Consider the following 17645-nt stretch of genomic DNA (forward strand, 5'->3'; position numbering starts at 1 on the left):
GTCCGCGTCGTCGGACGCGGCGGCTTCCGCGTGCGCCATGTCGCCTGGTCCGTGCGGGAGGGCCCGCGACTCCCCGTCCGCGTCGTCGGACGCGGCGGCCTCCGCGTGCGCCATGGCATCCCTCCCGTGCCCGATCGGCGACTCCCCGCTCATCCCACCGGGTGCGCGGCCACCGCCCGTGCCATGCTGGCGCCATGCGCGAGGTCGACGTCGCCGTGGTGGGTGCGGGTGCCGCCGGACTGTCCCTTACCCACCGCCTGGCCGCGGCGAACGCCGCCTCCGGTCACCCCCTTACCATCGCGCTGCTGGAGCCGCCTCCCGGACCCGGCACCCCGCCGGAGCGGACATGGTGCTTCTGGGAGCGCGGGCCCGGCCCGTGGGATCCGATCGTCGCGGCGCGGTGGGAGCACCTGGAGGTCGTCGAGCCCGACGGCACCCGGCACCGCGCTTCCGCCGAGCCACTGACGTACAAGATGCTGCGCTCACGCGACGTCGACCGGCACGTCCGCGGCGCGCTCCGCGAGCGGGAGCAGCTGACCGCGACGGTCACCGCGATCGAGGACGGCCCGGAGCGCGCCGTGCTGCGGATGAGGGACCCGGCCGGCGCGGAATCGGAGCTGGCCGCCCGATGGGTGTTCGACTCCCGCCCCCTCGCGCGGGCGCCGGCCGACGCGACGGCCCTGCTCCAGCACTTCCGCGGCTGGTTCGTCCGCACATCCGGCGACGCGTTCACCCCGGACACCGCCTGCCTGATGGACCTGCGCACACCCCAGCCGCGCCGCGGGGTGAGCTTCGGCTACCTGCTGCCGCTCTCGGCGCGGGAGGCGCTGGTCGAGTACACGGAGTTCACCCGCGCGGCCCTCGACGACGCCGGCTACACGGCCGCGCTGCGCGACTACACCGGCCGCTGCCTCGACCTCGGCCCCTTCACCGTCACGGCCGTCGAACAGGGGGCGATCCCGATGACCGACGGCCGCTGGCACACCCGGGCCGGCCGCCGCGTCTTCCGCATCGGCACCTCCGGCGGCGCCACCCGCCCCGCCACCGGATACACGTTCAGCGGCATCCAACGCCAGGCCACCGCGATCACCACCGCCCTGCACCACGGCCGCACCCCGGTCCCCCCGGTGCCGCACCGCCCACGCCACCTCGCGATGGACGCCGTCCTGCTGCGCGCACTCGACACCGGAAGACTCGACGGAGCCGACTTCTTCGCCCGCCTCTTCCGCCGCAACGGACTCCCCGGCGTCCTCGACTTCCTCGACGGCCGCAGCGGCCTCACCCGCGAACTGGCCCTGGGAGCGACAACCCCGGTCGGACCGATGGCCCTGACGACACTCGAACACGCATGGCGGAGGGGACTCAGACGACGCCGGGGGTGAGGGGCATCCGGATGAAGTGGGCTTTAGGGGGCCTCCCAGCAGATGGGCAGCCCAACCGCCGCCGGATCCTGACGATCGAGGCGGTTTATCCCTGGCAATCGGCGTAGCCGTCCGCCGAGTATTTCCGAGCATCTTCACGGAAACGTGTTGTCAGGATACACAGAGTAGCGCTTCCATGGACCCCGACCAGCCGCACCGGGCGGCTGGTCGGGCGGAAAGGCGACGCGGATGCGTCGATCAGGGCATGGGTGTGTGGTTCCTTGCCTCCGGCAGGGACACGCTGACCGGAAGGTCTGGGGCGAGCCTGGTCGTCCAGCCTTGTCGGGGGGCCCATGGCGATGGGGCCCGGCGTTTCAGCGCGAGACACGCGCCGACATGTGCCGGTTCTAGTTGTGGGAGGCGCCCGATGAGGACGATCGCGCGCCCACGACCCCGGGGAAACAGCCACACTCGCGTTCATCATGACGAACGACCGAGGCGAGTCGATGGCAGCGGCGCCCGCCCTTCCACCCGGAAGCTCCAGTCGGCGGGCTGGCGAACCATGCCGAATTCCGGTCCACCGGTAGGTGCAGGAGCGGACGCTGTCGGCCCCGCCCAGCGGTTGTACGCGGCGTTGCGCTCGCACGGCGTGCACCGGATCTATGGAGCGGTGCACGTGTCGGTGTCGGTGCTGTCGCTGCCGAGCGGGATTACGGTGTGGTGCCGGAGCGGGGTCTTCGAGTGGAGTAGCGTCGGCGGCGGTAGGACGGTGGTTCCGGCGGCGGATGTTCAGGAGGTGGTGCGTTTGCTGTTGGCGACGCTGCACACGTGAGGGCGTGGAGTGTATGTCGGCGGTTAAGGGTTTCGCGTCTTTCAAGGAAGTATGGAAAGGTCTGGGTTGGATGCTTGGGGACCTCTAGTGGTCAGAAAATCCCCGGGAGGTTCTTAAGCATGAATTGGGCACAGGGGTATGAAATTCCCCGTCTTGCAGCTCGGCGAATGGGTTCGTGCTCACGAAACCGCTGGTCGAGTGCCGTGGCAGCCGCCCTCCGGGGCGGCTGAGGATCGCAACTCGCAGGCCAACAGCGGTCCCGGACTGTCCGACCAGGTGGCAGCCGCCCTCCGGGGCGGCTGAGGATCGCAACCCATCAGGAACTCGCGGCTCTCCTTGCGAGCACTCGGTGGCAGCCGCCCTCCGGGGCGGCTGAGGATCGCAACCACCAGGGAGAAGTCGGTGTAGTGCGCGTTGAGGGGTGGCAGCCGCCCTCCGGGGTGGCTGAGGATCGCAACGCCGGCGGGGCCAGGTGGACCGGACGGCCCCGGCGGTGGCAGCCGCCCTCCGGGGCGGCTGAGGATCGCAACACTGCTCGATCTGGTTGGTTGCCGTCCGGCACCCGAGTGGCAGCCGCCCTCCGGGGCGGCTGAGGATCGCAACTCAAGAAGCAGCGACCGTGCGGGCTTCCACGCGACGTGGCAGCCGCCCTCCGGGGCGGCTGAGGATCGCAACAGGTCCGTGCGGCGCAGCAGCGGCGGAGGAACCGGTGGCAGCCGCCCTCCGGGGCGGCTGAGGATCGCAACCAGCACCATCTCGCGGAACTCCCCGTCCGTGACGGGTGGCAGCCGCCCTCCGGGGCGGCTGAGGATCGCAACCCCGGCCCGAACTGCCGGCCGGGTGGAGCGCCGAGGTGGCAGCCGCCCTCCGGGGCGGCTGAGGATCGCAACACTTCGAGCAGCGCCTCAACGCGGCCCGTGCGGGCGTGGCAGCCGCCCTCCGGGGCGGCTGAGGATCGCAACGCTGGCGCGGTGGATGGCGGCCTCGACGTCGGCGGGTGGCAGCCGCCCTCCGGGGCGGCTGAGGATCGCAACGAGGCCGAGGCGGGCTACCGGCTGTCGGGGGAGCAGTGGCAGCCGCCCTCGGGGGCGGCTGAGGATCGCAACGGGCTGACGAAAGGGCTGGAGGTGGACACCGGGGGGTGGCAGCTGCCCTCGGGGGCGGCTGAGGATCGCAACACGAACTGCGTGATGGACTGCCCGAGGATGTGCAGGGTGGCAGCCGCCCTCCGGGGCGGCTGAGGATCGCAACCTGCACACGCGAGGTGTGGCGCTGGTCCACGAACTGTGGCAGCCGCCCTCCGGGGCGGCTGAGGATCGCAACGGCGCTCTCACCCTGCGCGGCCCCGACTGGCCCGTGTGGCAGCCGCCCTCCGGGGCGGCTGAGGATCGCAACGGCCTCACTATCTGCGCGATCATGATGATGCTCGGCGTGGCAGCCGCCCTTCGGGGCGGCTGAGGATCGCAACCTGGACCTCGCCGACCTCGCACCAGTCGAGGGCGGAGGTGGCAGCCGCCCTTCGGGGCGGCTGAGGATCGCAACCGCAAGCCCTGTTCGGTGAGGCCGATCTCGTCGGGTGGCAACCGTCCTTCGGAGACGCTGAGGACCCAACCTGCCTTACACCGGGCCTGCCCACCTGCTCTATAGCACAGCACTCCTCGCAAGAATGGTGAATTGGGAAAACCACTTCTCAGTTGTCCATTTCAGGTCACGCTGGTTCCGTGTGGCTCTGATTGTCTCTGGGGTGTCTTACCTTTCCTTCCGGTGCTCGGGAGGAGGGGAGATGGTGGGAGAACTTGTCGCGCACAGCCCGAACAGCGACGGGCAATGGCATTCGCTTCGTGATCACCTTCGTGGAACGGGGGATTTGGCATACGAATATGCGAAAGCGTTCCAGTCGGGCGATTTGGGGCGTTTTCTTGGTCTGGCGCACGATGTCGGCAAAGGAAAGCCAGTCTGGCAGGACGGTCTGGTATGCGTGGCTGGTGCCGATCGGCCGGTTGGTGTTCCCCACAAGCACGAGGGAACGTGGTGGGCGGCTCGCCATGCCGGGGTGTGGTCGGCCGTGGTGCTGGGGCACCACGGCGGGTTGCCGGACCGGCAGGACCTCCAAGACGCGGTGCGGCGGGTGACCGGCGACCGGCTCGCGGAGTTTCAGGCGACGGTGGACCGGGTGGCCCGAGAGGTGCCCGAAATCGTCCCGGCAGAACGGCCGCAGGTGCCGTCGTGGGTGGACGGGCGGGATTGGCCGACGTGCGACGTGTTCATGCGGATGCTGTTCAGCGCGGTTGTGGACGCCGACTTCCTCGACACCGAACGACACCACTCCGGCGCCCGCCCCGTCTCATCGGAGGAGCCCGGCCGTCTGGTCGAGCGGTTCGAACGCCAGCGCGCGGCCATGGTCGCCGGCAGCTCCTCGCGGTTGGCCGGACTGCGTGGCGAGGTGTATGACTACGCGGCGACGGCGGCCAAGCTCCCGCCGGGCGTGTTCCGGCTCGCCGCCCCGACCGGGACCGCCAAGACGTTGGCCATGGCCGGGTTCGGCCTGCGCCACCTGGCCGCTCATGGCATGCGCCGGGTCGTTATGGCGGTGCCCTTCCTGTCGATCACCGACCAGAACGCCGAGGTGCTCCGGCGCCTGCTCGACGCCAAGGGACAGCTGCCCACCGTGTTGGAGCACCACAGCGCCGTCGAACTGGAGCCAGCAGAGGAACGCCAAACGCCGCAGGGCAAGCCGTGGCAGCGCTTGGCGGCGGAGAACTGGGATGCGCCGTTCGTGGTGACCACCATGGTGCAGCTGTTCGAGTCGATCTTCTCCCACCGCCCCTCGGCGATGCGCAAGCTGCACCGGCTCGCCGGCGCGGTGATCCTGCTGGACGAGGTCCAGGCGATCCCGGACCGATTGGTGCTGCCGATCCTGTCGGTGTTGCGCACCCTGACCGAGCACTTCGGGACGACGGTGGTGCTGTCCTCGGCCACCCAGCCCAGCTACTGGGCACTGGCGCCGTTCGCCGACCTTCCCGTGCGTGACATCGTGCCGCCGGCCGCCGGGCTGGACGACAGGGCGCGTCGGGTGCGCTACGAGTGGAGGCTGCAGCCGCGCCCCACGTGGGAGAAGGTCGCCGACGAACTCGCCGATGCACGGCAGTCCCTGACGATCGTCAACACGACCCGCGACGCCGCCGCGCTGCACCGCCTGCTGCCCGACCGCAGCCTGCATTGCCGGCACTTGTCGACGCGGATGGCCGCCGAGCACCGCGCGCGTGTGATCGCCGAGGTGAAGGCGCGCCTGCGCGCGGGGGGCCCGATCGCGCTGGTGTCCACCCAGTTGATCGAGGCCGGGGTCGACCTGGACTTCCCGCTGGTATGGCGGGCGTGGACGTGCGCGGACTCCCTCCAGCAGGCCGCGGGCCGCTGCAACCGGGACGGCGACCTGGACTGCGGGCATGTGGTGGTCTTCGACCCCGTCGACGGCGGACACCCCAGCGATGAGTCCTACAAGGCGGCCCTGGCCGCCACCGCGGAGTTCTTCGGCCCCGGCCTGGCCGACCCCGACGACAGGGAAGCGATCCGGGCGTACTACCGGCGCCGGTTCATCAACCAGAACCTGGAACACCCGACGGGCTCGGCTGACAAGCCGCGCAGTGTCAACGGGGCGATGATCCAGCGGTGGCGGCAGGACGGTGACTTTCCCCGGGTGGCGCAGGCGTTCCGCATGATCGACGAGCACTCGGTGCCCGTCGTGGTCCCGCGCTGCAACCCGCAGCGGGAGAAGGAAGCCGACGACCTCCTCCGGGCTCTGCCCCACGTCGACCCCGCCCAGCAGCGATCCCTGATACGGCGGCTCCAGCCGTTCATGGCCTCCCTGCCTCAGCACCGCGCTCGCCGCGCCGTCGATGCCGGCGACGCTCAGTGGCTCGGCGACCTCCTGCTGTGGGACGGCGCGTACGACGAGCACCGCGGACTCGACACCTTCAACGAAGAGGACATGGTCTGGTGACACGCCCGCACTTCCCCCACCCGCCGCTCGTCGTGGAGGTGGCCGGCCCCTTCGCCTGCTTCACCCGCCCGGAGCTGAAGGCCGAACGGGTCAGCTACCCGGTCATGACGCCCTCAGCGGCCAAGGGGCTGCTGGAGTCGATCTACTGGAAACCGGAGTTCGACTACCTCATCACCCGGATCGAGGTCCTGCGGCCGATCGCGTGGTTCTCGATCCGCCGCAACGAGGCGAGCAGCATGCTCAGCCACCACTGGGTGGCCCGAGCCCGCCGCGACCCGACACTCCGCTACGACATCGAGCGCGACCGCGACCAGCGCAACACTGTCTGCCTGCGCGACGTCGCCTACCGCATCAGCGCCCAGATCCGGCCGCGCCCCCACGCAGACGGCCCCGAGGCGCGCTGGCGGGACCAGTTCCGCCGCCGGGTCGACCGCGGCGCCTGCTTCTCCCAGCCGTTCCTGGGCACCCGGGAGTTCGCGTGCGACTTCGGCAAAGCCGGCGACCAGCCGCCGATCGACCACAGCGCTGACCTCGGCTTGATGCTGCACAGCATCGACTACCAACCAGGGGGCGGCGAGAACTACCGGTGGTTCCGCGCCCGCCTGCAGCGCGGCGTCCTCACCGTCCCAGAGCAGGGGCTGCTCGCTGACCCGGAGATCATCGCGATGGGAGCCCCCTGATGCTGCTGACAGCCCTGGTCGACTACGCGCGGCGGCGCCAGGACGACCTTCCGCCCGCCTACCACCGCGTTCGTGGCGTGCGCCGGATGATCAGCCTGAACAGCGCCGGTGAGATCACCAACGCGCGCACGCCCATCCATGAACTCGGCGGTGCCGACAGCCCGACAGGAACGCCGCGGCCCACCCCGTTGGCGGTGCGCACCAGCGGGATCGCCCCGGCCCTGGTCGTCGACACCGCCGAGTACGTCCTGGGCGTGGCCAAGGACGATTCAGTCAAGAGCGCCACGGCCGCCGTCAATCGCCACGCCGCCTATCGCAAGCTCCTCGATGAGTGGTCCGACGCCCACCCCGACGACCCCACCGTTCAGGCTGTCGCCACGTTCTTCTCCAGCGGCCGCTACCGCGCCCTGCCCACCGATGAACTCCAGGCGTCCGAGATCGTCTCCTTCCAGGTGGACGGCCAGTGGATCGACACCCACCCCGCCGCCCAGAGTTTCTGGTCCGACGTGGTGATCCGCCGCAAGAACCCCAAGGCCACCACGGGCATCTGCCTGGTCTGCGGCCAGCGCGCTCTGCTCGTCACCACCATGCCGGAGTCGGTGCGCTCCACCCTTATCCCCGTGGCCGACGGGCGCGGCAACGAAGTCCAAGTCGTCAGCATCAACAAGCCCGCCCAGGGGCGAGGCGGTCAGATCCAGCTGGGGAACACCCCCGTCTGCGGCCAGTGCGCCGCCCGGGCCACCGGTGCGCTCACCCTGCTGCTCAGCGACGAGCGCCACCACACCCGTGCCGCCGACAGCGTCATGACCTGGTGGACCCGCCGCAGCACCTCCGAAGACATGTGGGACGCGCTGTGGGAGCCCACTCCCCAGGTGGTGAAGAACCTGCGCGCCTCCGTCGACCGTCCCCGCCACCGTCCCGCTCCGCACGACGACAACGACGACGCCTTCTACGCGCTCACCCTCAGCGCGAACCGCAGTCGCCTGGTGGTACGGGACTGGATCGAGACCACGATCCCGGACCTTCGCCGACGCTTGGTCCGCTGGTTCGACGACCACGAGGTGCTCAACCCGTGGAACGGGCCGGCCGGGGAACTCGAAGCCCAGCCGTTGTGGCGGCTTGCGCTCGCGCTTGCCCGCTATGACGACCAGGCCGGCCGCTACGTGGCCAAGTCCGAGCCCCGCTCCGCCCGCCCCCGCCTGCTACGGGCCGCGCTGACCGACACCCGCCTACCGCCCCAGTTCCTGGCGCGTCTGCTCCAGCGCATCGGCAGCGACCGCCGCCTTGACTCGGCCCGCGCCGCGCTGCTGCGCCTGCTGCTCACACGTTCGATCCGACCCGGTGAGGAACCCGTGACACCTGAACTCGACCCCGACGCCCGCCACCCCGCCTATGTGTGGGGCCGCATGTTCGCCACCCTGGCCCGCATCCAGCGGGACGCCCTCGGTGAGGTCAACGCCGGCATCGAGGACCGCTTTCTCCGTGTGGCCATGACTCGACCCCAGGCCGTGTACCCGTCGCTGCTGGACAAGGCGAACAAGCACCTGAGCCGACTGCGCCGCAGCAGCGACAAGGGCGGTTGGGCCACGTTGCGCGAGCGACGGCTGGCCGAGCTCCACGAGCTTCTCGGCCCGCGCCCACTGCCCGCCACCCTGACCGCCGAGGACCAGGGCCGCTTCCTGCTCGGCCTGTACCACCAGCGCGCCGATGATCTGCGCGCCATGCGCGAGCAGGCCGCAAAAACCAAGAACACCCCGCCCTCCGGCGACACCGACCACTCCGACGACACCGAGGAAGGCCCGACCGCATGAGCACGCCCACCACCGACCTGACCGCCCACCTGGACCCGGCGCGCAAGCACGACTTCGTGTTCCTGTTCGACGTGCGCGACGGCAACCCCAACGGCGACCCCGACGCCGGCGGCGCGCCCCGCACCGACCCCGAGACCGGACAGGGTATCGTCACCGACGTCGCCGTCAAACGCAAGATCCGCAACATGGTGGCGCTGCTCGGAGAGAAGAAGCCGGGCTACGACATCTACGTCGAGGCCGGTGTCGCGCTCAACGCCCAGCACAAGCGCGCCTACGCCGAACTCGACCTCACGCCCGGCCAGGCCGGCGCCGAGGACAAGGCCCGGGACTGGATGTGCGAAGCGTTCTTCGACGTGCGCATGTTCGGCGCGGTCATGTCCACCGGCACCGCGCAGGAGAGCGCCGCGGCCGAGGACGGCGAGAGCGAGCCGACCTCCAAGAGCAAGGGCAAGGGGAAGAAGGCCAAGACCACGCGTGTTCGCTATTCCTGCGGGCGCGTCCAAGGCCCTGTGCAGCTCACCTTCTCCCGCAGCGTCGACGTCGTCCTTCCCCTAGAGAACGGCATTACCCGCGTCACCCAGACCCGCGAGGAAGACGTCGCCAACGGCGAGAGCACCGAGATAGGCACCAAGCACACCATTCCCTACGGCCTGTACCGGGGGCACGGCTACTTCAGCGCGCCGCTGGCCCGACGCACCGGTGTCACCCACGATGACCTTGACATGTTCTGGCGGGCGTTCACGCTGGCCTTCGAACACGATCGGGCCGCCACCCGCGGCGAGATGACCTTGCGTGGCCTGTACGTTTTCACCCACGACGATGCCTTCGGCCGCGTCCCGGCCGGCCGCCTCTTCGACCTCCTCCGGATCGACCGGGCGCAGAAGGACGGCCCGGTGACGAGGTCCTTCAACGACTACACCGTCCAGATCGACGCCGAGGCAGTGCCCGCCGGCGTCACGCTCACCACGCTCCTCGGATGACGAGCGCCACAACGTGGGCCGCCCCGCCGGGCGGCCCACCCCAGGTCACCCTCTCAGCCCTGGAGCACTACGCCTACTGCGGGCGCCAGGCCGGGCTCATCCTTCTCGAAGACGGCTACGTCGACGACGCGGCCACCACTCGCGGAACACTGCTGCACCAGCGCGTCCACGAACCCGGCATCGACACCTGCGGCGAACTCCGCGTCCTGCGGGCCCTGCCCGTCTGGTCCGACACCTACGGCCTCACCGGGGTGTGCGACGTCGTCGAACTACGCAGCGACGGCCACGCCATCCCGGTCGAGCACAAGTCCGGCGACTACACACCCGGAGGCCCCGCCGACGTCCAACTCGCCGGACAGGCGATGTGCCTGGAAGAAATGTTCGGCCGCACCATCCCCTCCGGCCAGATCTACTCCGGCACCCAACGCCGCCGTCACCGTGTCGCCATCACCGACGAACTCCGCCAGCGCGTCCTCGACACCGCCGACGCCGTCCGGAAACTCATCCAAGAACTCTCGCTGCCGCCACCGGCCGCCGACGCGCGCTGCCGCCGCTGCTCGATGAACACCTCCTGCATGCCCAAACTGCTGGCCAACCAACGCTCCTACACCAGCGCCGCGGCCCAACTCTTCCGCCCGGCGCCAGAAGCGACCTGGAATGACTGAACTTCTCAACACCCTCTACGTGCAGACCCAGGGCGCTGGCCTGTACCTCGATCACGACAGCGTCCGCATCCGCACCCCCGACGACGAATCCCGCCGTACCCTGCCACTGCGCAGGCTCGACGCCATCGTCGTCTACGGACACGTCAACATCAGCTCCGAACTGCAGGCCCGCTGCGCCGAGGACGGCCGCAGCATCGTGTGGATGTCACGCGCCGGCCGCTTCCTCTCCCGTATGGAGGGCCCTGTCCGCGGCAACGTGCTGCTCCGGCACGCCCAGCACCAGATCCACGACCGGGAACAGACCCGTCTGGCCATCGCCCGCGCGTTCATCGCGGGCAAGATCCAGAACTCCCGGCAGATCATGCTGCGCGGAGCCCGTGACGTCCCCGATGCCGACCGAAAACGCGACATCCGGGCCAACATCAAGGAGTGCGAGACCTACCTGGCTGACGCCGCCGGCGCCGTGTCCGTCGACCAGCTCATGGGGATCGAAGGCAAGACCGCGCAGACCTACTACGAGGCGTTCGGGTGGATGCTGCGCCCTGACAACGACACCGGCCCGATGAGGGGCCGCAACCGCCGCCCGCCGACCGACCCGGTCAACGCGTTGCTGTCCTTCCTCTACGGCCTGACCCGCAGCCTCGTGCACGGTGCGGCCGAACAGGTCGGGCTCGACCCCTACGTCGGGTTCCTGCACAGCCTGCGCCCGGGCAAGCCCGCTCTCGCGCTCGACCTCATGGAAGAGTTCCGCCCGGTACTCGCTGACCGGCTCGCCCTCACGATGCTCAACCGCCACCAGGTCCAAGCCCGCCACTTCGAAACGCTGCCGGGAGGGGCGGTCAACCTCACCGATGAAGGCCGCACGATCGTCCTCACCGAATGGCAGCGCTGGAAACAGCGGGAATGGAAACACAAACTGCTGAAACGCGGGGTTCCCGCAGCGCTACTCCCCGTGGTACAGGCCCGCCTCCTCGCCCGCCATCTGCGCGGGGAACTCTCCGACTACCTTCCTTGGATTCCGGCGTGATGCAGCTGCTTCTCCTCACCTATGACGTCAACACCACCACACCCGAAGGGCGGCGCCGGCTCCGGACGGTGGCCCAGATCTGCGAAGGGTATGGCCGGCGTGTTCAAAAGTCGGTCTTCGAGATCATCAGCGACGAGCCTGGGGTGTTGACGTTGATCGACCGCATCGGCCGCGTGATCGACGACGAGGCCGACAGCATCCGCGTTTACCGGCTTCCGCCTGACGGATTCACGGTGGTGCGCACCCTCGGGGCCGCCCGGGCGGTTGGGCACAACGACGCGATCATCATCTGATGAACGCCTTGGCCTCTGCTTGGGGACCTGAAGTGAGCAGAGAATCCCGGGGAGGTTCCCAAGCGAAAAACGGACGAAAGGGTTCGAATGGAAGCCGTGAGAACATGGGGCGCGCCTCAGCGTGGCGCATCTCCCCTGTTCAGGCGGCGTGGCAGTCGCCCTCCGGGGCGGCTGAGGATCGCAACTGCTCCCCAGCGTCGCCGCAAGGACCGGCGCCAGGGTGGCAGTCGCCCTCCGGGGCGGCTGAGGATCGCAACGGCTCGGCGACCGGCGGCTGCGGCCCGGCGACGAGGGTGGCAGTCGCCCTCCGGGGCGGCTGAGGATCGCAACGCCTCCTGCCGCAGAGGTCGAGGGGGCTCGGACCGGTGGCAGTCGCCCTCCGGGGCGGCTGAGGATCGCAACACCGAGCGACTCGCGGCGGCCGAACAGGCAGCGGCGTGGCAGTCGCCCTCCGGGGCGGCTGAGGATCGCAACCGACGCTTGGAGTTCGAGCTCGCGGGCCTCCCGGGGTGGCAGTCGCCCTCCGGGGCGGCTGAGGATCGCAACCCCGGGATCTCAGGTCCGCGTAAACGGTGTCACGGGCGTGGCAGTCGCCCTCCGGGGCGGCTGAGGATCGCAACGAGCAACAGGCCGGCTACCGGCTGTCGGGGGAGCGTGGCAGTCGCCCTCCGGGGCGGCTGAGGATCGCAACGTTGCCGGCGGTCGGCCACAGCTCGATCGTGGCGGGTGGCAGTCGCCCTCCGGGGCGGCTGAGGATCGCAACGGCCGGATGCAGTACCAGGACGACCGGGTCTGAGGTGGCAGTCGCCCTCCGGGGCGGCTGAGGATCGCAACTCCGTCATGATGTCCACGATCTTGACCGTCTCCCGGTGGCAGCCGCCCTCCGGGGCGGCTGAGGATCGCAACTTGGGCTCGACCAGCCGGGAGCGGGTGCGAGGGTCGTGGCAGCCGCCCTCCGGGGCGGCTGAGGATCGCAACGGTGAACGCACACTCACGTCTCTGACCTACGCCGACGTGGCAGCCGCCCTCCGGGGCGGCTGAGGATCGCAACGCGTCAAGAAACCCTGACAAGCGAGAGGAGTCGATGTGGCAGCCGCCCTCCGGGGCGGCTGAGGATCGCAACGTGACGCCCTGGTGGCGCTGATTGAAGAGCTCAATGTGGCAGCCGCCCTCCGGGGCGGCTGAGGATCGCAACGGCCCCTCGACGTGCCACGCCTCGCCGGCGCGAACGAGTGGCAGCCGCCCTCCGGGGCGGCTGAGGATCGCAACAGGGCTCCTCGTCTCGGTCATCTGCGCCCTGGCCGGTGGCAGCCGCCCTCCGGGGCGGCTGAGGATCGCAACGATCGAGGTCTACCTGGACGACGAGCTGGTGGAGTGTGGCAGCCGCCCTCCGGGGCGGCTGAGGATCGCAACCTCGGGGCTCATGCCTTCGGCCGTGGCCTGGGTGTGTGGCAGCCGCCCTCCGGGGCGGCTGAGGATCGCAACCCACCTCGTGCCCTGGTGACGTGCTGCGCGGCATGGTGGCAGCCGCCCTCCGGGGCGGCTGAGGATCGCAACGACTGTTCCAGCCTCATGCAGTACGCGTGGTGGCAGCAGTGGCAGCCGCCCTCCGGGGCGGCTGAGGATCGCAACTCGACTGACAGCCTCTCTGTCGCCGAGCAGGCGTAGTGGCAGCCGCCCTCCGGGGCGGCTGAGGATCGCAACTTGGAACCAGCACATCGACGCACTGTCGATATGCGGTGGCAGCCGCCCTCCGGGGCGGCTGAGGATCGCAACGCTGGATAGCCGGCACGGCATCGCCATGGTGCGTGTGGCAGCCGCCCTCCGGGGCGGCTGAGGATCGCAACGCCCCTCCTTCCGGAGCCGGTCGTAGGCATCCCGGTGGCAGCCGCCCTCCGGGGCGGCTGAGGATCGCAACGTCATCGACCACACGGCGTGGAGCGACGGCGACCGGTGGCAGCCGCCCTCCGGGGCGGCTGAGGATCGCAACCCGGAGAGCCACCCCGGCTACGACGAGGACGCTCCGGGGGCAGCCGCCCTTCGGGAGGCTGAGGATCGTAACGTTCCGTGGTCAGGGTTCTGGTAGACGTCGGCGTGTGGCAGCCGCCCTTCGGGGATCACTTGCGATTGCGGCCTTTCGTCCTAAACACACGGGGCCCGTCGGACGCGTGCAGGTCAGGACGACTGGTGTGCAGTGACGACTGCTTCAAGAATGTGATCCGATGATGCGGGCCAACGCCTCACGACGCAGGCGTTCGTGTGCATCGCGCGCCGAACTCAACAACCGCAGGACTTGGCGTCGGTCGTCGTCCTGTGCTTCCGCGTACAAGACCGCCGCGCGCTGGAAGGCATGCATCGCCTCAAACATTTGCTGCACCTCGCGGAGTGTGAGGCCGAGGTTACTCCACGCCCCCGCTTCGCGATGAAGGTCGCCGATTTGTTGGTAGAGGTCGCGGGCGCGTTCGTGGACAGTGATGGCTTCGTCGTAGTGGTGGACGGAGCGGGGTGTGAGGCCGAGGTTGTTCCATGCGTCGGCCTCGCTGTGGCAGTCATCGATTTGTTGGTAGAGGTCGCGGGCGCGTTGCAAAACAGCGATCGCTTCGTTGAATCGGTGGAGATCCTGTAGCGCGGAGCCAAGGTTATTCCAGAAGTCGGCTTCATTGCGGAGATCCCCGATCGCTCGGGCGATATCGCGGGCCATGGTGGCCACGGTTAGCTGGTCGCTGAGGAATCGTCGCCAGGACAGGTACTCGCAGAGGGGAGCGCTCACGCGAACAGCGACGTGAGGGTGATCGCCTCCAGCCGTGGTGACAACGGCGATGAGGTTGGTGCGTTCGGCGTTCGGCGTTCGGCGTTCAGCCACGCCAAAGCATCGTCGCGTCCATCGAAGATATGTGGACTCTCGTCACCTGGCAGAGCGCGCAGGCAACCAGCGGCCGCCTCGGCGCGGACCAAGTAGAAGTCGAGAAGACGATCGCGCGCCTCTTCGTGAGCTGTTGCAGTTCTCGGGGCGCTGTCAGTGTGGGTGGCGCGTTGGACCTCGGCGTAGTCACGGAGCAGACCGTGCATGGACCACCGTCTGCTCTCGGTGTCGTGGCGGATGAGGCGGGCAGCGGCCAGATCGGTGAGTATCTCCTCCACATCCTCGGTTGGCATGCCGGCAAGCGCAGCAGCGCCGCAGGTCGAGATGTCGGGTCCCGGGTTCAGTGTGAGGCGGACAAACATCTCTCCCTGACGCTCGCTCAGTTTTTCAAATGAGGCGTCGAAGGCACTCCGCATTCTCGATGAGCTTGCCCCCAGTTCTATCTCGTCCGGGCGCTTCGAAGTGTCGGCGAGTCGGGCTGCCAGGGCACGCGGGGTCTGGTGGGGGTGGCTGGTTAGCAGCGTTGCAGAGAGCTTCAACGCCAGCGGCAGGTGTCCGCATGTCCGCGTGAACTCGCCGAGCCCTTCGGTGTCGACGATGCGAGGGTCATCCGGGCCGAACATGTGTGGGTGACTGAGGATTTCAACCCGTACAGTCGGGCGGCAGCGTTACGCTCCTTGAAGTGGCAGCCCTGTGGGGGCTGAGGATCGCAACGGTGGCATGCCGTCGTCGCATTTCTTGCAAGGGGGCGGGAGCTGTGGGAGCTAGCCGCCCCCTATATAAAACACTCCCATCTTTGATTAGCTAACGCATGTGTCCTAAAATCGGACATAAACCTCGGAATCTTGTCTTTGGTGTGTGGGCAACCCTAAGGTGGACTGACTTCGCAATCGGCTCCGGAAGCTTCGGTGGTATGCCCTCGACCATGGCGTCAGTCCGCTAGGCTCGCTCCGCGATGCCTAGTTGTAGTGAGGAGACATGGACATAAGACCCGACAAGCTAAGCGATCCACGCGGAGTCGTTTTCTGTGTGTGTGCAACCGTGCTGCTTGGTGTGGTTTTCTGGGGGTATTTCCGTTCAGTGTTCCCTTCGAAAGGTCGACACAGCCGCAGCCCTCTACAGGATCGGCGATCGTGCCGGCCAGGAACTAGAGGATCAGGTGAGGTGGGCTGAGCTAACTGCTAAGACCGCCCTGCTTTTGTCCAACTGACGGAAACTTCATACGTGATGGTGTCCCCGGACGTGATTCGTCCGGGGACCATATTCGGTGCGAAGGGAGGCGAGGTCGTAGTAGCGCCGTCCCTCCTTGCCGACAACACTGCTGTGGAACGTTCCACCGATGAAGCCGAAGTGGTGTCGAGGTGTGGCCCCGACGTGCACTCGGCTGGGCTGGCAGCTCGCTGAATGGCGTCGCCAGGGGTGCCACTAGATGGAGGAAATGTTCCCTGCCTCCGCCGCCAAGTTTGCCCGGTTGGTGAGCTGGTCCCTACCTCCTAGCGGTAAGGGTGAACGCTATATCGGCGTACTGGCTCGTTCTTTCGGAATGGTAGGCCGGTCTCGTGTGGTCGTTGATCGCCCTCTGATCGTCTCGTGATTGTTGACTGATTAATTCTTGATTGCGGCTTGATTGTGGGGTGAGTGTGTTCTGATTACGGGTTCTTCTTTCGTGGCCGGCGCCATGTTGGACGCCGACCCCGGGGAGGTCTTGTGTCGGGTTTTCTTGTTTCGCCGTTGGATGTGGTGGAGCGGGAGTTCGTTTGGAGGTTCCGGAACCGTTGTGTTTGGGCGGGCGGTCGGTGGCGGAGGTATTGGAACGTGAGGTCGGGCTGGTAGAGCTCCGGACGCTGCTGTTGCGCGGTGGCACGTCGCGTGAGTTGCGGGATGGTGTGTGGCGGGTTGTGGTTCGTCGTGCGCGGGTGTCCGGGGAGTGGATGGTGGGGGCGGCCAGGCTCCGAATGCTGGCGTTGAAGGCCGTCGCCCGTCGTACCAGTCGGGGATTGGACGCTCAGGCTGTCGCGGATGGCGAGGATCCTGGCGGGCTTCCTGGTGGCGGTGCGTCAGGTCGATACAAGCTGGTCGAACCTGGTGTGGCTGTTGCGGTGCCGTGCGGAGCGTGCCGGGCTGCGCGCCCGCATGGTGAGGCCAGCCGGCTGCTCCTCGTGGTTGAGCTTGCGGGGCTGGCGGTGGCGGAGGAGGGTGGAGGGCATCCCGACCCCGTTCTGGTCGGCGTGGTTCGCCGCGGTGTGCTGAGCGGTGTGGAAGCCGAGATGATCGCGGCGACGCGGTTGCCAAGCGGACACCGCGCAGGAGATCGAGCGGTTGCGGCGGGAGGTCGCGGACATCACGCTGCGGCAGACACGCCTGGTCCGCAGCATCGAACTCGAAGATCCGCAGAGCCCAGTGGGTCCGAACATCAAGGCCCGGATCGCCGAGCTGGCGGAGGAGGGGCGGGCCAAGGAACAGCGGCTCTGCGAGCTGGACGTTCAGCGGGAGCCTGTACAGGTGCCCGAACTCCTCGATGTTATGCCGATCACATCGATGGACCTTCAGCATGTCCCGGAGGATGTCCTGCGCCCACTCTTCGAGGCGTTCCGGCTGAAACTGCGGGTGGACAAGGAGAATGGTCGACTGTCCGTGGGGGTGACCCTGCTCCCGGAGACCGTCGCGGCGGTGCGGGAGGTGGCCGCGCGGGTTGCGGGTATCCTGGCATGTCCCGAGTTGCCGGTCTGTGTGGTGGCCCCAGCAGGATTCGAACCTGCGACACCCGCTTTAGGAGAGCGGTGCTCTGTCCCCTGAGCTATGAGGCCGTTGGGAACCCAAGACTAACGGACGAACGTCGCCGATGGGGGCAGCGTCGGGAGAAGGTGGGGTGAGGGCGCCTCTGGAGGGCGTGAGGTTGAGTACCCTGTCTCCCCGAAGGGTTGTCATTGTTTCTGGGTGGCGTGCATCACAGTGGTGTGGTGTGTGCGGCGCGGTCTTCCCCCCGATGGAGGCCGGTCGGGAAGCGATGGCGGCTCTGATCAGCTGATGCGTCGAGTGCCCGCGCGGTCCTGGGAGGCAGGGATGCGGAGGGTGCTCTCGCAGTACGTGTTCGGTCGACCACATGGCCGCACCCCTCATGTGTGCGTGTAGT

General features: G+C 68.5%; 11 protein-coding genes, 1 tRNA gene and 2 CRISPR repeat arrays. Of the genes, 8 read left to right on the forward strand and 4 right to left on the reverse strand.

Translation table 11 applies throughout. The features are described from left to right. Positions 1-194: 194 nt before the first annotated feature. From DEF28_RS02135 to cas2, 8 genes are all read left to right on the forward strand, one after another. Positions 195-1382, forward strand: a complete 1188-nt coding sequence (locus tag DEF28_RS02135) for a lycopene cyclase family protein (RefSeq protein ID WP_114398538.1) — start codon at positions 195-197, stop codon at positions 1380-1382. A 1014-nt stretch (positions 1383-2396) separates the two neighbouring features. Further along, positions 2397-3735: a CRISPR direct-repeat array (repeat unit 37 nt; unit sequence GTGGCAGCCGCCCTCCGGGGCGGCTGAGGATCGCAAC). A gap of 241 nt (positions 3736-3976) precedes the next feature. After that, complete coding sequence (locus DEF28_RS02145) at positions 3977-6193, forward strand: CRISPR-associated endonuclease Cas3'' (protein WP_114398536.1); 2217 nt, start codon at positions 3977-3979, stop codon at positions 6191-6193. Then, positions 6190-6873 (forward strand): type I-C CRISPR-associated protein Cas5c, encoded by a 684-nt coding sequence (gene cas5c, locus DEF28_RS02150; protein ID WP_233515044.1) that lies wholly within the window; start codon positions 6190-6192, stop codon positions 6871-6873. Before DEF28_RS02145 ends, cas5c begins: the two co-directional genes overlap by 4 nt. Then, the gene (cas8c, locus tag DEF28_RS02155) at positions 6873-8684 is read left to right on the forward strand and encodes a type I-C CRISPR-associated protein Cas8c/Csd1 (protein ID WP_114446098.1); all 1812 of its coding nucleotides are present in this window, start codon (positions 6873-6875) and stop codon (positions 8682-8684) included. Before cas5c ends, cas8c begins: the two co-directional genes overlap by 1 nt. Next, on the forward strand, positions 8681-9664 hold the full coding sequence (locus DEF28_RS02160; protein ID WP_114397492.1) for a type I CRISPR-associated protein Cas7: 984 nt from the start codon (positions 8681-8683) through the stop codon (positions 9662-9664). The genes cas8c and DEF28_RS02160 overlap by 4 nt, the downstream gene beginning before the upstream one ends. Further along, the gene (cas4, locus tag DEF28_RS02165) at positions 9661-10329 is read left to right on the forward strand and encodes a CRISPR-associated protein Cas4 (RefSeq protein ID WP_114397491.1); all 669 of its coding nucleotides are present in this window, start codon (positions 9661-9663) and stop codon (positions 10327-10329) included. Before DEF28_RS02160 ends, cas4 begins: the two co-directional genes overlap by 4 nt. Beyond that, a complete protein-coding gene (cas1c, locus tag DEF28_RS02170; protein ID WP_114397490.1) occupies positions 10322-11356 on the forward strand; it encodes a type I-C CRISPR-associated endonuclease Cas1c in 1035 nt (344 codons plus the stop codon). Before cas4 ends, cas1c begins: the two co-directional genes overlap by 8 nt. Continuing rightward, positions 11356-11649: a CRISPR-associated endonuclease Cas2 gene (gene cas2 / locus DEF28_RS02175; RefSeq protein ID WP_114397494.1), complete on the forward strand. Its 294-nt coding sequence runs from the start codon at positions 11356-11358 to the stop codon at positions 11647-11649. Before cas1c ends, cas2 begins: the two co-directional genes overlap by 1 nt. Positions 11650-11797: 148 nt before the next feature. Further along, positions 11798-13639: direct repeats of the CRISPR family, unit length 37 nt; unit sequence GTGGCAGCCGCCCTCCGGGGCGGCTGAGGATCGCAAC. Positions 13640-13855: 216 nt separating this feature from the next. On the opposite strand, the gene DEF28_RS02180 is transcribed toward cas2, so the two are convergent. From DEF28_RS02180 to DEF28_RS02195, 4 genes are all read right to left on the reverse strand, one after another. Next, entirely contained in the window at positions 13856-14512 is a 657-nt protein-coding gene (locus DEF28_RS02180; protein ID WP_147281050.1) for a tetratricopeptide repeat protein, read from the reverse strand. Further along, positions 14416-15135, reverse strand: coding sequence for a hypothetical protein (locus DEF28_RS27210; RefSeq protein ID WP_147280099.1), 720 nt, complete (start codon positions 15133-15135; stop codon positions 14416-14418). The genes DEF28_RS02180 and DEF28_RS27210 overlap by 97 nt, the downstream gene beginning before the upstream one ends. Positions 15136-16569: 1434 nt before the next feature. Continuing rightward, complete coding sequence (locus tag DEF28_RS27400; RefSeq protein ID WP_147280098.1) at positions 16570-16887, reverse strand: hypothetical protein; 318 nt, start codon at positions 16885-16887, stop codon at positions 16570-16572. 356 nt (positions 16888-17243) lie between these two features. After that, positions 17244-17319, reverse strand: a tRNA-Arg gene (locus tag DEF28_RS02195). Positions 17320-17645: the final 326 nt, after the last annotated feature.

Origin of the sequence: Marinitenerispora sediminis (assembly GCF_003336425.1) — a bacterium.
In the GTDB taxonomy this organism is placed as follows: domain Bacteria; phylum Actinomycetota; class Actinomycetes; order Streptosporangiales; family Streptosporangiaceae; genus Marinitenerispora; species Marinitenerispora sediminis.

What these genes read in the sequence shown, in the direction of transcription:
- DEF28_RS02135 (WP_114398538.1), top strand. Translation starts at nt 195, where the DNA reads ATGCGCGAGGTCGACGTCGCCGTGGTGGGTGCGGGTGCCGCCGGACTG.
- DEF28_RS02145 (WP_114398536.1), top strand. Translation starts at nt 3,977, where the DNA reads ATGGTGGGAGAACTTGTCGCGCACAGCCCGAACAGCGACGGGCAATGG.
- cas8c (WP_114446098.1), top strand. Translation starts at nt 6,873, where the DNA reads ATGCTGCTGACAGCCCTGGTCGACTACGCGCGGCGGCGCCAGGACGAC.
- DEF28_RS02160 (WP_114397492.1), top strand. Translation starts at nt 8,681, where the DNA reads ATGAGCACGCCCACCACCGACCTGACCGCCCACCTGGACCCGGCGCGC.
- cas4 (WP_114397491.1), top strand. Translation starts at nt 9,661, where the DNA reads ATGACGAGCGCCACAACGTGGGCCGCCCCGCCGGGCGGCCCACCCCAG.
- cas1c (WP_114397490.1), top strand. Translation starts at nt 10,322, where the DNA reads ATGACTGAACTTCTCAACACCCTCTACGTGCAGACCCAGGGCGCTGGC.
- cas2 (WP_114397494.1), top strand. Translation starts at nt 11,356, where the DNA reads ATGCAGCTGCTTCTCCTCACCTATGACGTCAACACCACCACACCCGAA.
- DEF28_RS27210 (WP_147280099.1), bottom strand. Translation starts at nt 15,135, where the DNA reads ATGTTCGGCCCGGATGACCCTCGCATCGTCGACACCGAAGGGCTCGGC.
- DEF28_RS27400 (WP_147280098.1), bottom strand. Translation starts at nt 16,887, where the DNA reads ATGCTGCGGACCAGGCGTGTCTGCCGCAGCGTGATGTCCGCGACCTCC.